This is a genomic window from Malaciobacter pacificus (assembly GCF_004214795.1).
Taxonomy (GTDB): Bacteria; Campylobacterota; Campylobacteria; order Campylobacterales; family Arcobacteraceae; genus Malaciobacter_A; species Malaciobacter_A pacificus.
The window spans coordinates 480,582-501,482 of sequence record NZ_CP035928.1 but is presented as its reverse complement, the minus strand read 5'-3'; the positions used below and the strand labels follow the sequence as shown (position 1 = coordinate 501,482).

At 27.8% G+C, this 20,901-nt stretch carries 19 protein-coding genes; 1 reads left to right on the top strand and 18 read right to left on the bottom strand.

Annotation, left to right across the window (positions count from 1 at the left end; all coding sequences use genetic code 11):
* Position 1: 1 nt before the first annotated feature.
* The 6 genes from APAC_RS02530 to APAC_RS02505 all read right to left on the bottom strand — a co-directional run bounded on the left by APAC_RS02530 (position 2) and on the right by APAC_RS02505 (position 8,358).
* Positions 2-331, bottom strand: a complete 330-nt coding sequence (locus APAC_RS02530; protein WP_130232622.1) for a thioredoxin family protein — start codon at positions 329-331, stop codon at positions 2-4.
* Positions 309-2,291, bottom strand: coding sequence for a DUF1538 domain-containing protein (locus tag APAC_RS02525; RefSeq protein ID WP_130232621.1), 1,983 nt, complete (start codon positions 2,289-2,291; stop codon positions 309-311). Before APAC_RS02525 ends, APAC_RS02530 begins: the two co-directional genes overlap by 23 nt.
* Positions 2,292-2,355: 64 nt before the next feature.
* The gene (locus APAC_RS02520) at positions 2,356-3,909 is read right to left on the bottom strand and encodes a 2-isopropylmalate synthase (protein WP_130232620.1); all 1,554 of its coding nucleotides are present in this window, start codon (positions 3,907-3,909) and stop codon (positions 2,356-2,358) included.
* Positions 3,910-4,150: 241 nt separating this feature from the next.
* Positions 4,151-5,425 (bottom strand): GGDEF domain-containing response regulator, encoded by a 1,275-nt coding sequence (locus tag APAC_RS02515; protein ID WP_130232619.1) that lies wholly within the window; start codon positions 5,423-5,425, stop codon positions 4,151-4,153.
* 20 nt (positions 5,426-5,445) lie between these two features.
* The gene (locus tag APAC_RS02510) at positions 5,446-7,251 is read right to left on the bottom strand and encodes a PAS domain S-box protein (RefSeq protein WP_130232618.1); all 1,806 of its coding nucleotides are present in this window, start codon (positions 7,249-7,251) and stop codon (positions 5,446-5,448) included.
* Positions 7,252-8,358 carry a sensor histidine kinase gene (locus APAC_RS02505; RefSeq protein WP_130232617.1) on the bottom strand — a complete coding sequence of 369 codons (1,107 nt, stop codon included), beginning with the start codon at positions 8,356-8,358 and terminating at the stop codon, positions 7,252-7,254.
* A gap of 411 nt (positions 8,359-8,769) precedes the next feature.
* Here APAC_RS02505 and APAC_RS02500 point away from each other — a divergent pair, with 411 nt between their 5' ends.
* A complete protein-coding gene (locus APAC_RS02500; RefSeq protein ID WP_130232179.1) occupies positions 8,770-10,134 on the top strand; it encodes an IS4 family transposase in 1,365 nt (454 codons plus the stop codon).
* On the opposite strand, the gene APAC_RS02495 is transcribed toward APAC_RS02500, so the two are convergent.
* The 12 genes from APAC_RS02495 to metK all read right to left on the bottom strand — a co-directional run bounded on the left by APAC_RS02495 (position 10,131) and on the right by metK (position 20,715).
* Complete coding sequence (locus tag APAC_RS02495; RefSeq protein WP_130232616.1) at positions 10,131-10,433, bottom strand: hypothetical protein; 303 nt, start codon at positions 10,431-10,433, stop codon at positions 10,131-10,133. The genes APAC_RS02500 and APAC_RS02495 overlap by 4 nt on opposite strands.
* Positions 10,433-11,323 (bottom strand): PhnD/SsuA/transferrin family substrate-binding protein, encoded by an 891-nt coding sequence (locus tag APAC_RS02490; RefSeq protein WP_130232615.1) that lies wholly within the window; start codon positions 11,321-11,323, stop codon positions 10,433-10,435. The genes APAC_RS02495 and APAC_RS02490 overlap by 1 nt, the downstream gene beginning before the upstream one ends.
* The gene (locus tag APAC_RS02485; protein WP_130232614.1) at positions 11,316-12,206 is read right to left on the bottom strand and encodes a PhnD/SsuA/transferrin family substrate-binding protein; all 891 of its coding nucleotides are present in this window, start codon (positions 12,204-12,206) and stop codon (positions 11,316-11,318) included. Before APAC_RS02485 ends, APAC_RS02490 begins: the two co-directional genes overlap by 8 nt.
* Before the next feature lie 77 nt (positions 12,207-12,283).
* Positions 12,284-14,269, bottom strand: coding sequence for an ATP-dependent zinc metalloprotease FtsH (gene ftsH, locus APAC_RS02480; RefSeq protein WP_130232613.1), 1,986 nt, complete (start codon positions 14,267-14,269; stop codon positions 12,284-12,286).
* Between the two features lie 13 nt (positions 14,270-14,282).
* Positions 14,283-15,092, bottom strand: a complete 810-nt coding sequence (locus tag APAC_RS02475; protein ID WP_130232612.1) for a 50S ribosomal protein L11 methyltransferase — start codon at positions 15,090-15,092, stop codon at positions 14,283-14,285.
* Between the two features lie 93 nt (positions 15,093-15,185).
* The gene (locus APAC_RS02470) at positions 15,186-16,118 is read right to left on the bottom strand and encodes a tRNA dihydrouridine synthase (protein ID WP_130232611.1); all 933 of its coding nucleotides are present in this window, start codon (positions 16,116-16,118) and stop codon (positions 15,186-15,188) included.
* Complete coding sequence (locus APAC_RS02465) at positions 16,118-17,131, bottom strand: hypothetical protein (protein WP_130232610.1); 1,014 nt, start codon at positions 17,129-17,131, stop codon at positions 16,118-16,120. Before APAC_RS02465 ends, APAC_RS02470 begins: the two co-directional genes overlap by 1 nt.
* A gap of 21 nt (positions 17,132-17,152) precedes the next feature.
* Positions 17,153-17,506 carry an RNA polymerase-binding protein DksA gene (dksA, locus tag APAC_RS02460; RefSeq protein ID WP_130232609.1) on the bottom strand — a complete coding sequence of 118 codons (354 nt, stop codon included), beginning with the start codon at positions 17,504-17,506 and terminating at the stop codon, positions 17,153-17,155.
* 50 nt (positions 17,507-17,556) lie between these two features.
* A complete protein-coding gene (locus tag APAC_RS02455; RefSeq protein ID WP_130232608.1) occupies positions 17,557-18,015 on the bottom strand; it encodes a 23S rRNA (pseudouridine(1915)-N(3))-methyltransferase RlmH in 459 nt (152 codons plus the stop codon).
* Positions 18,008-18,613 (bottom strand): thiamine phosphate synthase, encoded by a 606-nt coding sequence (locus tag APAC_RS02450; protein WP_130232607.1) that lies wholly within the window; start codon positions 18,611-18,613, stop codon positions 18,008-18,010. Before APAC_RS02450 ends, APAC_RS02455 begins: the two co-directional genes overlap by 8 nt.
* Before the next feature lie 5 nt (positions 18,614-18,618).
* Positions 18,619-19,488, bottom strand: a complete 870-nt coding sequence (gene accD / locus APAC_RS02445) for an acetyl-CoA carboxylase, carboxyltransferase subunit beta (RefSeq protein ID WP_130232606.1) — start codon at positions 19,486-19,488, stop codon at positions 18,619-18,621.
* Positions 19,489-19,506: 18 nt separating this feature from the next.
* A complete protein-coding gene (metK, locus tag APAC_RS02440) occupies positions 19,507-20,715 on the bottom strand; it encodes a methionine adenosyltransferase (protein WP_130232605.1) in 1,209 nt (402 codons plus the stop codon).
* Between the last annotated feature and the right edge of the window lie 186 nt (positions 20,716-20,901).

Sequence of the window (20,901 nt, the reverse complement as noted above, 5' to 3'; positions counted from 1 at the left end):
ACTACTCACACATCAAATTATATGGTCTTCTTATATCTTCTAAAAAAATATGAATACTCATGTTTCTTCCATATCTTTTAAACTCTTTCTTATCAAAATAAATAATTGTTGTAGGAATAGAAAATACAGTAAATTGGCTGACAAGTTCTTTATGTATGTCCGTTTGAACTTCATATATTCTAAATTTAGGAAAATTAGCAGATACTTCTTGCTCAATTTTAGGTTTTAAAACCTTACAAACAGAACAGTTTTCACCACTAAAATATATTAATACAGGCTCGCCTGTATTAATAATTTTATTTATTTCATTAAGATTTTGAATTTTGTGCAAGATTATTTTCCGATTTTTTATTTATATCTACTTCATATGCTTTATCTTTGAATATATCCTCTTTTGTTAAAGATATTCCTTTCATATGAGACAGAGGAAAGGCAAATGCAATACCTTTTCCTGTTGTTGTAATATGAAGTGAATGGATAATTGATTTTATTACATCATTTACCATATGTTGTGGCAATAAAAATAAAAGCATTACATCTGTTGCTTCAAATGATGTTCTATAGAAATTTGCAATACCTTCAAGTCCAATACCATGTGCATTTAAAACAGTAACTCCACTAGCACCTGCACTATGTGCCGCTTGGATAGCTTCATCTCTTTTATCTTCAGGAACTATTATTACAACAGCACTAAACTGTAAAGATAAAGAGTGTCTAACTTTAGATCCATCAATATTAACAGTTGATAAATCCATGTTTTCTGCATCACTTAATGTATCATGTAATAACTCTTCTTTTTCAATTTGAGTATCAGATTTAACGCCAAGTTTTTCTGTTATTATTCCATATAACATAACTGTAATCATAGGGAAAAGTGAAGCAAAGGCAATAAGACCAAATCCATCAATTAAAGGACTTCTTCCTTCAATATTTGTAGCAAGTCCAATACCAAGGGCTGCAACTAAAGGAACTGTTACAGTTGAAGTTGTAACTCCACCACTATCATATGCAATTGGAATAATATATTTTGGAGCAATAAAAGTTAATACTATAACAACAATATATCCAACAATAATATAGTAGTGAATATGCCCACCATCAACAATTCTAAATGCACCTAAAGCAATACCAATTGCAACACCAGCAGCTACAAAAAGTCTTAAAGCAAAATCATTTATCTTACCATCACTAATCTCTTTAGCTTTTTTAGCAATTGCCATAAGTGCTGGCTCTGCCATAGTAGTAGAAAAACCAATTGCAAAAGCGAATGCATAAATCATCATAACAGAAGATGATTTTGTAAGTTGGTAAGCCATTGTCTCACCAAGTGAGAAAAGACCCATTTCTAAACCAAGAATAAATGCATCAAGTCCTAAAATTACTAAAAAAAATCCAAAAAATACTGTTTTAATATTTTCTATTGGCTTTTTAACAACAACATATTGAAAGAATAAAATAATTAAAATAATAGGCAGTACATCTTTTGCAACATTATAAATACCCATTAAAAGTGATTGTGGAGTTATCGCTGCTGTAGTTGAAACAGTTGCTTGAACTACTACTTCAGCAACATCTTTTGCATCAACCAAATTATAAACTGCTATTCCATAAATTTGTACAAAAATCATAGGAGTTAGAGAAGCAAAAGCGATAAGTCCAAAGCCATCAATAACAGGATTTCTTCCTTTTATTGAAGAAGCTAAACCTATACCAAGAGCTGCAACTAAAGGAACTGTTACAGTTGAAGTTGTAACTCCCCCTAAATCATATGCAAGACCTATAATTTCTTGAGGTGCAAAAAAAGTAACTCCTACAACTAAAATATATCCTGCAATAATATAATAGTGTATAGGATGACCCTTAATAATTCTAAAAACACCTAATAAAATAGCAAAACCAACTGATAAAGCAACAACTATTCTTAACCATGTAGCATCAATACGACCACTTGAAATGGATGCTGCTTTATCTGCAATAACAGCAAGTGCTGGTTCTGCAATTGTAGTACCAAAACCTATTAAAAATCCAAAAATTAATATCCATGCAGTCCAGCCTGATTTAGCAAAATCACGAGCTAATCCCTCTCCTACAGGGAAAACTCCTATTTCTAAACCTTGTAAAAATATAGCTAAACCAACACCAACAATACCTAATCCAATTGCAGTACTAACCCATCCATCTGGGACAGCTTGAATAATTGCAAGTTGGAAAAATAAAATAACGATTATAATTGGGATTAAATCCCTAAATGATTCTTTTAATAATTTTAAAAAGAAATAGAATTGTAGCAAATTGAAGTCTCCTTGTGTAGTTTAAATTGCAGCTATTAAATAGCTCAAAGGAGCTATTTAAGTATTATACTTGGTGTTCTGTTTTTTTAGAAAGTCTCTCTTTTTGAGAAAGGTATGAATTAACAGATCCTAAGTAAGCTTTCGCAGTTGCTAACATAGTATCAATACTTAATCCATGACCTACAAATGATGGAGCATTTTCATCAAATGTTACTCTTGTAGTAACTTTAGCTAATGCATCTTTTCCTTCAGTTACAGAAATTACTTTATAGTCATTTAGTTCACCGCTAATTCCTGTTAATCTATCTATAGTTTTAAAGATGGCATCCATTGTACCATCACCAATTGCCGCATCTTGAATAACTTCATTATCTTTTTTAATAGAAACTGCCGCCATTGGCATACCATTTGAACAATCAGAAATCTGTAATCCAACTAGCTCATAAGTTTTTCCAGAGTTTAAAGCTTCATCTGTAATTAACATTCTTACATCATCATCAGTAATCTCTTTTTTCTTATCAGCTAAGATTTTAAATCTTTCAAATGCAGAGTTTAATTCAGCATCACTAACTTTATCAAATCCTAAATGAGCAATTTTATCTTTAAATGCTGCTCTTCCACTATGTTTTCCTAAGATTAATGTAGAGTCTTTAAATACACCTACATCTTCAGGTCTCATAATTTCATATGTTTCTTGATGTTTTAATACACCATCTTGATGAATACCACTTTCATGTGCAAATGCATTTTTACCAACAATTGCTTTATTTTGTTGTGGCTCAACACCTGTAATTGTTGCAACTAATCTTGAAGTTGGATATAACTCAGGAGTGTTAATTGTAGTATATAACTCTCCAAATGCATCTTTTCTAGTTTTAATAGCCATTACTGCTTCTTCTAAAGCAGAGTTTCCAGCTCTTTCACCTAAACCATTAATTGTAACCTCAATTTGTCTAGCACCATTAGCAACTGCTGCTAAAGTATTAGCTGTTGCTAATCCTAAGTCATTGTGGTTATGAACTGAAATAATCGCTCTATCATTAGCATAATCAGTTAATTCTCTAACCATTGCACCTAATTCATGTGGTAATCTGTATCCAACAGTATCTGGTAAATTAATAGTTGAAGCACCTGCATCAATAACTGCATCCATCATTTCTTTCATAAATGAAATTTCAGATCTTCCTGCATCTTCAAAAGAAAACTCAACATCATCAACAAATGTTTTTGCATATTGTACAGCATGAATTGCCCTTCTAATAACTTCATCTGGTTCCATTTTTAATTTATATTTCATATGAATTGGTGAAGTTGCAATAAATGTATGAATTCTATGTAATGGTGCTTTTGAAACAGCTAATCCAGATTGCTTAATATCATTTTCAACAGCTCTACTTAAAGAACAAATACTAGAGTTCTTCACTTGCTCTGCTATTCTAGAAACTGCATCAAAATCTCCTGGACTTGCTGCTGCAAATCCTGCTTCAATAACATCGACACCTAATTTTTCTAACTGTAATGCAACTTTGATTTTTTCTTCAGTATTCATTGAACAACCAGGAGATTGTTCACCATCTCTTAATGTAGTATCAAAAACTATGATTTTATTCTTATCCATTATTATTACCTTTTATTTATACGTATATATTATATTCTATTTTTTATTAAAAAAATACAACAATTTGTTTAAAATTATTTTGAGAAAATTACGATTGTAATTAGAGAGAAAAATTAAGCAATAGAAGAGTATTAACACTTTTGATGAAATGGTTATTATAAAAATTAAATATTTTCATTTTACTCTCCCTATTATTTTTAAGTTATACAAGTATAATTAATAAAATTTTTTTTGTCAAGACTTATTTTGAATGTTCAGATAAAATTACTTGATTTCTACCTTTTTCTTTTGCTTCATAAAGTGCATCATCCGCATATTTATAAAGAATTCTTTCATCTTCTAGATATTGAGAACTTTGAACAACTAAACCTGCTGATATAGTTACGTTGGAGTTATCTTTATGTTTTAGTTCTAAGCTTTCTATATTTTTTACTATATTATTAGCAAAATCTAAAGACTCTTCGATACTTAATCCTGAAAAAATCATACTAAACTCTTCGCCACCAATTCTAAATAGATAATCAGTAGAACGTCTTAATAGCGATGATTTTAGACTATTTGCTATTGATATTAAAATTTCATCACCTTGTTGGTGTCCAAAAGTGTCATTATATTTTTTAAAATGATCTATATCAATACATAATAAACTTAAAGTATTATCTTCTCTTTTAACTCTTCTAATCTCTTTATTAATAATTTTATTAAAGTATCTTCTATTATAAATTTTTGTTAGATCATCTTTAATTGCTAATGTTTCTAATATTTTTTTATTTGTTATATCATGTCTAATTGCAATATATTTTTGAATTTTCCCTTCTATTTTAACAGGAGTAATAGTAAGTTTGGTCCAATATGTATCACCATTTTTATTTTTATTCTTCACTTCACCATTAAAAGATTTTCCCAAAGTAATTTCATTCCACAATTCCTGATATAACTCATCACCTGTTGTGTCATGTCTAAGAATATTATGAGTTTTCCCTATTAATTCAGATTTTGAATAACCAGTAAGATTACAAAAAGCTTCACTTACATCTAAAATAACTCCATTTGTATCTGTAATTGAAATTAAAACATTTTTATCAACTATTTCAAGTAATGTATCTTTTTCAAAAATCTCATTTTTTAAATGATTTTCTAAAACAACACTTTGAACATCATTTACTAATTCTATTAAATTTATAGGTTTAATAACAAACTTATCAACCTTTAGCTCAATTGCTTTTAAGAAATACTCAGCATCTGAATATGCAGTGGTAATAATTACTGGCAAATCTTTTCTTCTTAATTGTTTTATCATGTCCAAACCATTCATTTTTGGCATTTGAATATCAGTAATTACTACATCAGGGTTTACTTTATCAAAAAGCTCTAGTCCCTCTTCACCATTATTTGCTATATGAAATTCTTTAACATATCTATCAAAGAAGTATTTCACTTGTTCACTTATATTTTTTTCATCTTCAACATAAAGAATTTTAATATTTTTTAATAGTTTTTTATTTAGTTGTTCCATGTGTATATTTTAACTAAAAGTTAATTATCCTTAAATTTTTCTCTAATTTCTAAAAATTCATCTAAATTATCTATAAAAATTTTTATTAAGTTAGGATCAAAATGTTTTCCACTCTCTTTTTTAAAGAAATCCAATATATTTTCTAAAGGCCATGATTTTTTATAAACTCTATCACTTCCTAATGCATCAAAAACATCAGCTACAGCGGTTACTCTACCAAAGATATGAATATCATCACCTTTCAATCCTAATGGATAACCTGAACCATCCCACTTTTCATGGTGTGTATAAGAAACAATTGACGCTGCTTTTAATATTGGTCTTGATGAGTCTTTGAAAATTTCATATCCAATTTGTGCATGTGTTTTCATTACTTCCCACTCATTAGAGTCTAGTTTTCCTGGTTTGTTTAAAATAGAATCTGGAATACCAATTTTTCCGATATCATGCATTGGAGAAGCTAAAAATAATAGATTTATATCTTCTTTATTTAAATTAATTTTTTGAGCTAAAAGTTTTGAATATTCTGCAACTCTTTTTACATGATTTCCCGTTTCTTCACTTCTTGTTTCAGCAATTTGTCCTAATTTAAATATAATTTCTCTTTGTGTTTGAACTAATTCATTTTGCAAATTTTCTATTTCTGTAATATCATGTCTAATGCCCATAAATTCAATAACATTCCCATATTTATCTTTTAATGGGTACATTGTTACACTACAATGAAAAATATCTCCATTCTTTTTATAGTTTGAAATCTTTCCTTTCCATATTTCTCCTGAAAATATATCTCTATTTTTTTTCTCTGCTTCATTTTTTGCTAAACCTACATGTTCTAGAAAAGAGTAATCTTTTCCTATTAGTTCATCATTTGTATAACCGCTAATTTTAAAAAAAGCATCATTTGCATAAACTATTTTTTTATCAAGATTCATTCTTAAAATAATATTACTCTCATCAATAGCTTCTTTATAAGAATTGGCTATTCTTATTGATTCACCTAGATTAATTTCACCTTTTTGGTGTTGTTCTTTAAAATACTCTTTTGATTTTTCTAAATCAGTTATATCATTTGATAAAGATATAAATTCAATTATATTTCCATCTAAATCCAAAATTGGTTTAATAATAATATCAACATAATATTCACTACCATCTTTTGCTAGATTTTTTATTCTACCTTGCCATAATCTTTTTTCAATCTTAATTCTCTTCCAAAGTTCTTTAACAATACTTATTTTAGTATCTGGATGAGCTACAATATTATGGGGCTTACCTATTAATTCATCTTTTGTGTAACCTGAAATTTTTTCAAAGGGTTCATTAACATATGTAATAATACCTTCTAAATTTGATTTAGAAATAATAGATCTTTCATCTACAATATCTTTATACTGTTTTAAAGTATTTAAAATCTCTTTATTATCTTTTTCTAAACTTATATTTTTAGAAAGTTTTGCCAATATATCAACTAAAGAGATTAAGTTTAAAGGTTTTGTTAAATAATGATTTACATTTAACTTTATTGCTTTAAATAAATAATCTGTATCACTAAAAGCTGTAATTACTACAATTGGTACATAATTATCGATATTCCTAATTTTTTCAATCATATCAATACCATTTAAAACTGGCATTTGAATATCAGTAACAACTATATCAGGTTTTTCATTTTTATATAAATTAAAACCTTCTTCCCCATTTTTTGCAACAAAAAGCTTATTAACTTTTGTAGAGAAGAAATACTCTAACTCTTCCCTTGTACTTGTATCATCTTCAACATATAAAATATTTAATTTTTTTAAATGAGTTAACAATTCTTTCAATTAACTCTCTCCTTTAATAGGTATTTTAATAGTAAATTTTGCACCTTGATCTACATTTTCCACAAAAATATAGCCTTGCATATTTTCTTCAATAATAGTTTTAGACATATATAAACCAATACCCGTACCTTTTCCTTCTTCTTTTGTACTAAAGTAAGGATCGTAAATTTTTCCTATAATATTATTGGGTATGCCTCCTGCATTATCTCTTATGCTAATATAAGCATACTTTAAATCCTTTGATAAATCTATGTTAATTTTCTTATTTTCTATATTATTTTCTATTAATGCATCTTTTGCATTATTTATTATATTTAAAATAACTTGTGAAAACTCATTAGGAAATCCGAAGATATAAACATCTTGATTTATATTTTTTATTAATTCAATATTATTATTTTCTAAAGACGAGTCAACCATTGATACTGTTTTTATGATATTTTCATTTAAAGAAAAAACCTTTTTTTCTTTATTTGGTTTAAAGAAATTCCTAAAATCATCAATTGTATTTGACATTGTATTTGTTAGCAGATTTGCTTTTTGCATTGAATTATCCATAAATTCATCATTTAAATCATTTATTTTATATGAGAAATGGATATTTTGTAGAACTAAGCTTAATGCATTTAATGGTTGTCTCCATTGGTGTGCAATATTACCTATCATTTCTCCCATTGCTGCAAGTTTAGACTGTTGTATTAATAATTGTTCTTGCTTCTGTCTTTTTGAAACTTCACTAATAACTCTATACTCTAGATTCTCATTTAATTCTTTTAGTTCTTTTGATTTTTCTTCTAAAGAGTCATTTACATTCTTTAACTCTTGAGTCCTTAATTCAACTCTTCTTTCTAAATCAAATTGAGCTTTTTTTAACTCTTTTTGGGAAGATTCTAAAGAGTTTAACATATTATTAAATGTAACTGCTAAATAGCCAATTTCATCATTAGCTTTTATATCTACTCTTTGTGATAAATCACCATTTGAAATCTCAGAAGAAACTTTACTTAATTTTATAATTGGAGTTGTAATCATAGATGTAATTAAATATGATAAAAAAATGGAAGTAAATAACATAACAAAAGCTAAGAATATTATATTTTCATACATCAAATCAACTTTCTTATTATACTCTTCAAGGGATAACTCTATATGATACCAACCCCAAAGTATGTTTTGTATATATATAGGATAAGTATATTTAAAAACTTTTTCATTTGAATACTGAGATAAAGTTATTTGGGAATTACTAATATTTTGTTCAAATACTTTATATAAATTAGCACCATCAATTAATTTCCATTGATTCTTTTTAATTAATAACTTAACTTTCGCACGTTAAATTGATTAAAATTGTAGCTAAATCTCCCTAAAACATTACTCCTTTAGTTAATAATCTTATCCTTGTTGACATAAAAATAATTTAGTTGTTTTTCTATGATATTTTTCTATTTTGAACTCTCAATAAAGCCCTTAAATAGGCACTTTTAGCTATAATATCTATTATATTAAAGGGTAAGAATGCAGATAGAATCCAAGATCATCGGTATTATAAACGATAAGTTAAAAAATCCAATCTATGAAACATTACGTTTGTTAAATATGAAAACTATTTTAACCAAGAGCAATTTTTCTAAAAAAGAGGGAGTTGCTGTTCATATGGTTGTATTACATTTTGTATATATGCTGGTTATGAATAAAAAAATATCAACCTTTATGGATCAAAGTAATGATAGTTTCAAAAAAGATGTATATTATCGATTACTTTCCAATACTTCTTATAATTGGAGAAAACTATTATCTCTTAGTTCTTTAAAGATCTTATCACTACTTCATAAAGTGCAAGATTCAAAGCTAGTAAGAGTTCTTATACTTGATGATACTGTTGAAGATAAAGTTGGTAAAAATATAGAGGGAAGTTGTGACAACCTTTGGAGCAATAAAGCAAAGAGAAAAATCAGAGGTGTAAATGTTGTATCACTAAACTATAGTGATGGTTATTCAAATTTTATGTTGGACTTTGCAATTGCTATGAACAGTTATGCAAGGGTAAAGATAGAAGAGTTTACAAATATTATTGATCATCGAACCAATGCACATAAGCGAAGATTGGAAAGCTTAAAAGGGAAATCACAAATTGCTATAGAGATGATTAAAAGAGCAGTAGCTAGTGGTATATATGCAGATTATCTGCTTGTAGATAGCTGGTATTCTAAACCTGTATTTATAGAAACTATGAATGAACTTGGATTGCAAGTCATTTCAAGAATGGTAAACAATGACAGGATATGGAATTTTACAGGAGAGAAAAAGACCCTTGATGGCATCTATAACAAATTTAAAAAGCTTAAATCTATCAAGATGGGTCAATATGGCAAAAAGATAAAGTTTGAGTATTTTTCAACCATAGTTGAACATAAAAAAGCTGGTAAATTAAAAATTGTTTTTATAAAAACAAAAGAGAATTTAATACCAATCGTATCAACCAATCTTATACTTAGTGATGAAGAGATTATAGATATTTATAAAAGACGATGGGATATAGAACAAGGGTATAAAGAACTTCGTGAACACTTTGGATTCGGAAAAGAAGAGAATCGAATCTATGAAGCTTTGATAGCCAGAATTACACTATCTTTTTTTACATACAATGTTGTTAGCTATATAAATCGTATCAGCAATGAACCTAAAACAATTGGTGGATTGTTTAAAGATTTAGAATGTGAACTTCATACTCTAGCAATAGCTATGCAAGCATTTTTAGCTATTTTAGATGAGATTGCAAAAATTGAAGAAGTTGTCAATAGAAATGAGGATTTTACAGCTATCATTGATCTATTAAGAGATGTGACTGGAAAATTGCTTGGTTTTAGGTGCGAAAGTTAAGTTAATAAATTATAAGAATCTTTTCTTGAAACTATAAAAGATTTTATTTGTTCATTTTGATTAACAAACTTTAAAGTAAACTCTAAAATTTCTATTTCATTGTCAATAATCATATCATCTTTTTTTACAAAAGATATAGAATCTGCAATACTTTTAGCTTCTGAAGATAAAGAATCTAAAATAGATCTTTTTTGAAAGTCAACTGCTAAAACAGCAAAAGTAGTAACTATTAAAACAATAGCTAAAAAAATAAGAATAAATAATTTACCAAAAAGTCTATTTATAAATATATTTAACATTATTTATACTTCTTTTTTAAGTTATAATAATCTTCATAAAATTTTTCAACTGTTATAATATTTTCTTTATCTAATTTATACATCTTATTAAAATCAAAAAGTTCAAATAAATTGCCAATCTCTTTATCATCTCTATCTAATATTGCATTATAAAAAATTTCAGACTTTATATTGTCAGTTTTTTTAGAAAAAAAACTAATAAATGGTAAAAAATCCATTTTTGAACATTTAAAAAGTTTTATCTTATGCTTAATTGCTGGATTTAATTCAAGCATAACTTCCCATGTTTGCTTTTGTATTAAAGCAATATCCTCTTTTTTAAAATACACATTTAATAATGAAGTGGATTCTTTAGGCTCATATTTAATAGAATCAACTAAATCTGTAAAATCTTTGTTTAAATTTTTAGTCGTATTATAATCAAGCCATATTCTACCTATATTTTCGTGTTCTTTCATTATGATTTTTTTATCTTTTAGATCATTAAAAGAATTAAATTTAATATCATTTCTAACGGCTAAACAATATTTATATTCATTTTTATCATTATATGAAACAGACCAGTATCTATTAGAAATCTCTTTAATCTTCTCTCTTCTTAAGAAATAATCGTTAAAATTCAAAGTAACAATATCAAGTTTTCCATCAAGATAGTCACTAAATAATTGATCTATATCATCATACATAATAGTTTTAAGTTTTGCACCTTTTTTTATTCCTAATTGTTCAAGCCAATTTGCAAAACTATCTTTTGTATCTTTAAAGTTTGAAAATACATCATAATAGGTAACTAAACCATACTTTATAATAGGTAATTCTTTTTTTTCATTTGCATATAAATTTGAACTAAAAAGTAATAAGAGTACAATTAATAATTTAAAACTATTCATATTTCTTCTTTAAAGTTATATAATTATTGTAGAAATTATCAATAGCTTTTAAATCATCTTTTTCTAATTCTACAATTTTTTCAAACTGAAACAGTTCATGTATATTCTTAATCTTTTCTTCATTTCTCATATTATCAGAAATCTTAAAAAAAGTATTAATATCTTCATTTTTAACTTTTTTTGAAAATAGGCTAACGAATGGCAAAAAATCTATCTTAGAACATTGAAATACACTAATTCGTTTAGAAATTGCAGGGTTTAATTCTAACATTGTATTCCAAGTATCTTCACTAATTAATGCTAAATTATTCTTGTTAAAATAAACACTTAATAAACTTGTTGATTCATTATGTTCATATTTTACCAAATCAAGAGTATCCTTAAATGTTTTATTATTACTCTTTAAAGATTGATAATCTAACCAAATACTTCCATGATCATCATATTTTCTTAAAATAATAGATTTCTCCTTTAGGTCTTTAAAAGAGTTAAATTTTACACTATTATTTTTGATTAAACATAATTTATATGTTTGTTCTTTATTGTATGTAATAGTCCAATATCTAGAAGAAATTGCTTCTAATTTTGATTTATTTTCAAAAAAACTGTAATAATTAATAGTAATTAAATCAAGTTTACCTGAATTGTAATCATCTAAAATTTTCTTAGAGTCTTTATAAAAATAAACATTAACTGAGAAGTTTTGTTCTTCTCCTAGCTTTTCTAACCAAGTGGTTAAATTACTTCTTGCATCTTTAAAATCATCTAAAATATTAAAAGTTGATAGGAATCCAAAATTATTTTTTTGAGTATTACTCTCATTATTTGCTAGTAATATGTTTGAAGAAATTAAAATAATAAATAGTATTTGTTTGAGTATCATAATTTTACCAAGTAATTAGTTTATTAAATTATAGCTAAAATAAGAGTAATTAGAAGACCACAAATAGTCTTCTAATTTTATTTATCTGAAGATTCAGAAGAAGTCTCTTCTTCTTTCTCCTCTTTCAAAGCTTCTGTATGTAAGTCTTCATCTTCAAAAACAGTACCACCGTTTTCTTTAATTATCTCTCTTACTCTTTCACCTGAGATCACTTCAATTTCAAGTAATTCTTTAGTCATTTGCTCAATTGCATCTTTACTATTTTCTAAAGTCTCAATTACAGCTTCATATCTTTCATTTAATACATTTTTAATATATTCATCAAGATTTTTTGCCATTTCATCAGAGAAATCCTTTTGAGATTGTCCACCTAAGAATTGGTTTGTTCTTTTTTCCAATACCATAAGACCTGCAATATCACTCATACCATAAACAGATGCCATAGATTTAATAATATCAGTTGCTCGCTCTAAATCATTTCCTGCACCAGTAGATATTTCACCAATAAATACTTGCTCAGCTGCTCGTCCACCTAAAAGAACATCAACTTCTGCAATTAACTCATGCTTTTGCATTAAGTATTTATTTTCTTCTGGAGTATTTAATGTATATCCAAGTGCTGCAAGTCCTCTTGGAACGATTGATACTTTATTTACTTTTTTAGCACCTTTAGTAACTTCAGCAATTAAAGCATGTCCTGATTCATGGTAAGCAACAATTTCTCTCTCTTTTGGAGAAATTCTTCTTGATTTTTTCTCTAAACCAGCAATTTGTCTCTCAACTGCTTCTTTGAAATCTTCTGGATCAACTTGATCTTTTGAAGCACGTCCTGCTAGAAGTGCTGCTTCATTAATAATATTTGCTAAATCTGCACCCGCAAGTCCTGCTGTCATTTTAGCAATCTCTTTTAAATCAACATCTTTCCCTAGTTTTACATCTTTTATATGTACTTTTAGTATTTCGATTCTACCTTCATAATCAGGTTTATCAACTAATACTTGTCTATCAAATCTTCCTGGTCGCAGTAAGGCTGGATCAAGAACTTCAGGTCTATTAGTAGCTGCTAAAACTATAACTGGTGCTGCTTCAGTTGAGAATCCATCCATTTCAGCAAGTAATTGATTTAAAGTTTGTTCTCTTTCATCATTACCACCCATTGGTCCACCACTTGCTCTACTTTTACCAATAGCGTCAATTTCATCAATGAAAATAATTGCAGGAGCTACTTTTTTAGCTTGTTCAAATAAATCTCTAACTCTTGAAGCTCCAACTCCAACAAACATTTCAATAAATGCTGAACCAGAAACAGATAAGAACTCAACATTAGCTTCACCTGCAACTGCTTTAGCAAGTAATGTTTTACCAGTTCCTGGAGGTCCTACTAATAAGACACCTTTTGGAATTTGAGCTCCAAGTTTTACGTATCTTTCTGGGTCTGATAAAAAGTCAACTACTTCTTGAACTTCTTCTTTAGCTTCTTTATTACCAGCCATATCATCAAATTTTACTTTTGGTTTTTCAGAGTTTATCATTTTCTTAGAACTACCAATTCCAAGAATTCCTCCTGAACCACCACCCATAGATTTTTGCATTCTTTTTGCAATAAACATCCAAATAGCAAAGAAAATAAAGATTGGTAAAACCCAACCAAATAAAATATCAGCTAATACATTTTCTTCATTTACTCCACCATAAGAGATACCATTCTTTTCTAATTCAGGAATCAATGTTTCATCAGGAATCACTCTTCTAGCTGTATAAGTTACAACTTGTCCGTTTCCACCTTTTGAAACTGCCCTAATTTGAGTATTTCCAATACCAACATATTGAATCTGACCAGACGAAATAAGTTTCTTTAAGTCTGAATATGCAACTGTTTTATTAGTAGTTTGTCCAAATGCACTTATATTTTGATTCGAAGTATTCCCCATTTGTTCTTCAGGGAAAATTGCTTTAAATACAAAAATTGTTACTATTGAAAAAATTACAAAAATTAATAATGGATTATTATTAAAAAAGTTATTGTTATCACCATTATTATTGTTATCTTGTCTTTTAGCCATAAACTAAAACTCCTTATTTATTTTTGAAAACAGCACTGTACCATTCATTTTTATGAATTAATTCAATCTGTTCTAAATCTTCAAATTTTTTTAATACTCTATCTACATGCTTGTCTAAAATTCCCGAAATAATAAGTATTCCATCATCATTCATACACTTTTTTAAATCTTTGTGAATCATAATCAATACATCTGCAACAATATTTGCTATTACAACATCATATTTTTTATTGCTTTTATTTGTAGATCCAACCCATGAATTATTAAACTCTATTGAATTTAAAGTAGCATTTGAAAGAGAATCTTTGATACAAACTTCATCTGTATCACAAACATCAACTATACACTCTTTTTTAGCTGCAGCAATTGAAAGTATTCCACTTCCACAACCAACATCAATAACTGTTGATTTAGTATCTACATATTTATCAATTGCATAAACACAAGAAGATGTAGTTTCATGATGCCCTGAACCAAAAGATAAAGCAGGATCAATTATAATATCAATCTTTCCATCAATTTTCTCTTCCCATGATGGTCTGATGTAAAAATTACCAATTTCAACAGCTTTCACTGAATCTTGATATTGTTTAATCCAATCAATATTCTCTTTTTTTTCTAATGTAATTTCACAAGGGGTATCTAAAGCCTGTGCAAATTTTTCAATACCATCTTTCACATCGCTTAAGTCTTCTTCACTTCTAGCAATTAAACAATCTTCTCTTTCTTCAATTGCTTCAGTAGAGATAGCACTTAAAAGTTCTAAAAAAAGTTCCTGATTTGATTGAGGTTTTATTATCAATTCAAAATAATATTCAGACAAATAATTCCTTTATATTTAAAAATAATAATTAATGAAAATTATATAAAGTGCAATATTTTATCTAAATATCTTTTGAATATAATTAAATGTAGATTAAAAGAAGTTTTCAATCATATCTCTCATTACATGAGGATCTGAAATTCTATTTATAATATCTCTAAATTCATTAGCTCCTGTGTAGCCTTTTGAATAAGAGTGAAGTAGTTTTCTAAACATTACAACACCATGTTCACCATGAAAATCTAACACTGCATCATAATGTTCTAATATAATCTCTTTTTTCTTTTCATTAGTTATATCTTCAACTCCATGCTTTAATTGATAAAACACCCAAGGTTTCCCAATAGCACCTCGACCAATCATTACTCCATCAGCATTAGTGTATTTCAATACCTCTTTTGCTTTCTCATAATCTTTAATATCGCCATTCGCAATAACAGGGATTGAAACCGCTTCTTTCATAGCTTTAATTGCATCATAATCAACTGGAGCTTTATATTTTCCAGCTCTTGTTCTTCCATGAACAGCAACATAATCAACACCACAAGCTTCAACTGCTTTTGCAATATCAACTGGAATTTTTTCATTAACACCAATTCTCACTTTTGCAGTTGTATATTGTTTTTTTGAATATTTTTTAACTGTTGAAAGTATATCTTCAAGTTTTTTTAAATCACCTAATAAATTTGAACCACTTCCATGAGAGAAAACTTTTGGAGCAGGACATCCACAGTTTAAATCAATTCCGTCAATTCCTTCTACATCATTTAAAATTTCTACTGCATCTCGTACAAGCTCTGGTTTATTACCAGCAATTTGTACAATGTAAGGATCTTCTGAAGGTGACTTCTCAATCATTTTCAAAGTCTTTTTTGATTTATAAACTAACGCATTAGAAGATATCATTTCAGAGATTGTAATATCTGCACCAAATTTTTTTACTACAGATCTAAAGGGTAAGTCAGTATATCCAGCTAGTGGAGCAAGCACAATTAATGGCTTGCTAAAGTCTATCTTTTTTTCCATTATTTATATGAAAGCGATTCTAAATTATATTGTTTTCCAGCATCTTTTAAATCAAGTAATGCTTTAAATGCTGTATACTCATCATCAGAAGTTGCAGATACAATTTCTTTTACTTTTTCAATCATTTCATATTCACATAATACATGTAAGTAAGCAGGAGTCGCTGTTTCAAGTTCGTTTGAAAGTTTTTCAAATAATGCGATTATCTGATCTGGTTGTAAAATTGTTTCATAATTCTTTGCTAGCATCATATAATCTTGACTTTTATAATCTAAATCTTTTACAATTTTGATAATCTCTTCTGTTGTAAAACCAAACTCATTATTTGCTGCATCTTTTTCAAATAGTTTTTTTGCTAACTCTTTATCAAGTTTTATATTTTTATATAGTTTTTTTACTGTTGTCATTGTTTTATTTGTTAAAACATTATCAAAGGCATGTTTAACTACATTTACTGGATAATTTTCACTTTTTTTAACAACTTCAACTGCAAAATCTACTTGTTCATTGATTTTATTTAACAAGTTTAAATTAGCTAGCTCTGAAGTTTCACTTAATTTAAATGATTTATCACTGATAAATTTTCCATTTCTAATATCTTGCACATAAGCTACAATTTTATTTAATTCTTCATCTGTTGAAGAAAATGTTTCATCTTTAACAGTAAAGTTAAATTGTGTAAGAATTTTTGATAAACTCTTAAAACCTTGAGTTTTAAATTTTTTATTACTGTTTTTTCCAAGTAAGTTAGCTTTTAATAAATCAATCATTGTTTCATGATCTTTTCTAATTGCTCTAGTTTTAAAAATATTAATTAAACCATAAAAAAGAATGTGTCCAATTGTTGCGAGAAATAGTAAAACTATTGGTACTATTAACCATACAGCAACTGGCAAGTTTACAGAAATATCTAATACTGTAATTTTATAATCACCTAACTCTAAACTAAATGCATAACCATAAATTGCTACAATAAATATTATTGAAAAAACAATATATTTTTTAAAACCCATACTAATACCCTCTCTTTAATACTATTTTTCTACTTCATAAATCTCTCTACATGGCGTACAAAACTTAGCAAATGGTTTAGCTCTAAGTCTTCCAATTGCAATAGTTTCATCGCACATTTCACAAATTCCATAAGTACCTTTTTGAATTCTCTTTAATGCATCTTCAATTTCACCAAGCTCTTTAATTTGTTGATTTGCAATAATTCCCTCTTTGAAACTATCACTTGAAACCTCTGCATAATCATATTCATCATTACACTCAGAGTTTTTTAAAGAATCAATACTTTGTCTGCTTCCCTCTATATTACTTGTAATTAACTCTTTTCTTTCTAATAGAATCTCTTTTAACTCTTCTATTTGCTTTGAATTTGCCACTTTACACCCTTAATTAAAAAATTTTGACATTATACAAAAAATATAATAAATTATTTATGATAAGGATGATTATTTTGTATACTAAGTGCTCTGTAAATTTGTTCTGCTAACATTACATTAGCGACTTTGTGAGCCATAGTTAAATCACTCAAAGATATTATACTATCACATTTCTTTAAAAAGTCTCTTTCAAAGCCAAAAGCTCCACCAATAAAATAATTTATTTCATTTCTACCCTCTATTAGCTTTGAAAATGCAAAAGTATCAACTCTTTTACCTAAAACATCAAGTGCTATATTATAACCTTTTAGTAAAGGTTCATAGGCTTCACTATAAGCTAACTGTGACTCTTTTTCACCAATTGTTTGTGCTTTAGAAATAGTTTTATTAAATACATAATGAAACTCTACTTTAGCATATTTAGAAGACATTTTTATGAATTCTTTCATAATTGAATCAAATTCATCTTTAGATGGTTTTAATATTGAATAAATATTTATTTTAGTCATAAAAAGCACTCCCAACTACATTAAAGTTTACATTCTTTATAAGGTCTTCAATTTTAACTCCACCAATTGCACAAACTGGATGCTTTGAAATTTTTGCTAAATAAGGCATTTTTTCACCAATAATAGTAGAAACATCTTTTGTTGAAGTGTTTTTATAAGCCCCAAGGCCTATCATATCTAAATCTAAAGTATTCGCTTCTAATATCTCTTTTTCATTATGAGTTGAGAGACCTAAAAGTTTATTTTTTAATTTCATTCTAATTAATTTCATAGCTAATTTTTTATCTTTGTGAACTTTTTCAAAATCTTCTTGACCTAAATGTAAGCCATCTGCAAACTCTATTAATTCAATTTTATCATTTATAATAATTGGTATATTTAACTTCTCTTTTAAATATAAAAGATTATTTTTTTGCTCTTCTATAGTTGATATTTTATCTCTATATTGAACAATTTTTACATCTTTTTCATGACACAATTGAACAAATTTTTCTAAAGTTATTGATTTTTTTAATAGTGTTTCATAATCACATAAAACATATAAATAATTAAAGGCTTTAAGCTCAAAGCCTAAAGCCTTTTCTAAGTTTGTTTGCATGTTTTTTAGTTAGCTACTTTCTCTTTTGAGAACATTTTTAATAAATCTGAGATTGTCTTTTTCATATTACTTCTATTAACAACCATATCAATAGAACCCTTTTCAAGTAAGAATTCTGCTCTTTGGAATCCTTCAGGTAAATCTGCACCAATAGTTTGTTTAATAACTCTTTGACCTGCAAATCCAATTAATGCACCTGGTTCTGCCATAATAATATCACCTAAAAAAGCAAATGAAGCAGAAACTCCTCCCATCGTTGGGTCTGTTAAAACAGAGATATAAGGTAATTTTGCATGATCAAGTCTTTTAAGTGCTGCAGAAGTTTTAGCCATTTGCATTAATGCAAATGTTGATTCTTGCATTCTAGCTCCTCCTGAAGCAGAAACTATAATTAAACCTTGGTGTTTTTCAATTGCTCTATTAACTGCTCTAACTATTTTTTCACCCTCAACAGAACCTAAAGATCCACCCATAAAAGAGAAATCAAAAACAGCTAACTGAACTCCCATTCCATCAATTGTAGCTTCACCACTTACAACAGAAGATGTTCTTCCTGTTTTCTTTTCTGCTTCTTGAACTCTTTTCTTATAAGACATTTTATCAACAAATTTTAAAGGATCATTTGGTTTTAAATCTGCATCATATTCAACAAAACTACCCTCATCAGTGATAATTTCAATTCTTCTTTTTGCCCCAATTCTCATATGAAAATTACATTTTGGACAAATATTATTTTGAGCTTCAACCTCTTTAAAAAACATTAATGAACTACACTCAGGACATTTAATCCAGTGTGTAGGTGCATCTTTTTTTGTTGGTTGCTCTTTTGAACTACTATCAAAAGAGATTTTGCTAAATAGGTTTTTTAAATCCATTTTAATCCTTTAATCTTATTAAATATTCTCAAATTTTTCTAATTCGTCTAATTTTTCCCAAGGGTAATCAGGCTGACCTACTTGACCTCGTGCAGCTACATCTGCATAAAGGAAAGTTTCCTTACTTGGTTTATCTAAATTAAACTTTTCAGTTATCCATCTTGGTGTTAATGGGAAAGTTCTCATTACAAAAGAAGATAATTTGTCATCATCAAATTTTGTATATGTTCCCATTGTATCAACAGCAACTGAAGTTGGCTTAGCTACACCAATTGCATATGAAATTTGAACAATTGCTTTTTTTGCAAGACCTGCTGCAACAATATGTTTTGCAATCCAACGTGCAGCATATAATCCACTTCTATCAACTTTTGTATAGTCTTTTGAACTTTGAGCTCCACCACCAATAGGTGCATACCCACCAAAAGAATCAACAATAAGTTTTCTACCTGTTAAACCACTATCAAATAATGATGAGTGATTTACATATTTACCAGTTGGATTGATATGAATGATTGTATCATTTTTATCATATAAATCTGTAGGTAATCCTGCATCATCAATTAATGTTTGAATTAAAGCTCTAACTTCTTCAATTGGCATACCCTCTTTTGAAGGTGCACTTACAACAATTGTATGAATTTTTTGAGGTTTACAATTTTCAAAATTCTCTTTTGTTACATAATCAATAGTAACTTGAGTTTTAATATCAACCCCTAAAGTATCTTTGTGAGTTAATGCATAATTGTAAACTTTATCAGCTAACATTCTAGCATATGTAATAGCTGCTGGCATATACTCAGCTGCTTCATCTGAAGCAAATCCAAACATAATACCTTGATCTCCAGCACCAATTTCTCCAGTTTCTTGATCAACACCTTGAGAAATATCAGGTGATTGTTGATTTAATAAAACTTGAATATCTGCTTCATCAGGATATAAACACTGCTCTTTTGTAAAAGCAGATTTTCCATCATAACCAATTTTAATTAGAGCATCTCTAACTATATGCTCATACTCTTCGTGACTAAGTTGACATTTTGACTTAACTTCACCACCAATAACAATATGTTTTCCTGCAACAAAAACTTCAGAAGCAACTCTTGAGTCTTTGTCTTCAATAATTAATCTATCTACAATTGAGTCAGCAATAATATCTGCACATTTATCAGGGTGTCCTGGGCTTACTACTTCACTTGTAAATAAGTATTGAGTTTTGTTTTCCATTTTTGTTTTCCATCCTTTTGTTTTCCAGAAAAGCTTTTAAACTTTCCGTTGTTTTCCATTCCTTCGTTTTCCATTTTTGTTTTCCAACTATATAAAAGTTAAAAAATTTATAAAAAATAAAAGTTTGAATTCTCTTAATTACAAAATTTGTAAAAAAGTGCTACATTTTATCTAAGTTTTTCTTTT

What these genes read in the sequence shown, in the direction of transcription:
- APAC_RS02520 (WP_130232620.1), bottom strand. Translation starts at nt 3,909, where the DNA reads ATGGATAAGAATAAAATCATAGTTTTTGATACTACATTAAGAGATGGT.
- APAC_RS02515 (WP_130232619.1), bottom strand. Translation starts at nt 5,425, where the DNA reads ATGGAACAACTAAATAAAAAACTATTAAAAAATATTAAAATTCTTTAT.
- APAC_RS02505 (WP_130232617.1), bottom strand. Translation starts at nt 8,358, where the DNA reads ATGTATGAAAATATAATATTCTTAGCTTTTGTTATGTTATTTACTTCC.
- APAC_RS02500 (WP_130232179.1), top strand. Translation starts at nt 8,770, where the DNA reads ATGCAGATAGAATCCAAGATCATCGGTATTATAAACGATAAGTTAAAA.
- APAC_RS02495 (WP_130232616.1), bottom strand. Translation starts at nt 10,433, where the DNA reads ATGTTAAATATATTTATAAATAGACTTTTTGGTAAATTATTTATTCTT.
- APAC_RS02490 (WP_130232615.1), bottom strand. Translation starts at nt 11,323, where the DNA reads ATGAATAGTTTTAAATTATTAATTGTACTCTTATTACTTTTTAGTTCA.
- APAC_RS02485 (WP_130232614.1), bottom strand. Translation starts at nt 12,206, where the DNA reads ATGATACTCAAACAAATACTATTTATTATTTTAATTTCTTCAAACATA.
- ftsH (WP_130232613.1), bottom strand. Translation starts at nt 14,269, where the DNA reads ATGGCTAAAAGACAAGATAACAATAATAATGGTGATAACAATAACTTT.
- APAC_RS02470 (WP_130232611.1), bottom strand. Translation starts at nt 16,118, where the DNA reads ATGGAAAAAAAGATAGACTTTAGCAAGCCATTAATTGTGCTTGCTCCA.
- APAC_RS02465 (WP_130232610.1), bottom strand. Translation starts at nt 17,131, where the DNA reads ATGGGTTTTAAAAAATATATTGTTTTTTCAATAATATTTATTGTAGCA.
- APAC_RS02455 (WP_130232608.1), bottom strand. Translation starts at nt 18,015, where the DNA reads ATGACTAAAATAAATATTTATTCAATATTAAAACCATCTAAAGATGAA.
- APAC_RS02450 (WP_130232607.1), bottom strand. Translation starts at nt 18,613, where the DNA reads ATGCAAACAAACTTAGAAAAGGCTTTAGGCTTTGAGCTTAAAGCCTTT.
- accD (WP_130232606.1), bottom strand. Translation starts at nt 19,488, where the DNA reads ATGGATTTAAAAAACCTATTTAGCAAAATCTCTTTTGATAGTAGTTCA.
- metK (WP_130232605.1), bottom strand. Translation starts at nt 20,715, where the DNA reads ATGGAAAACAAAACTCAATACTTATTTACAAGTGAAGTAGTAAGCCCA.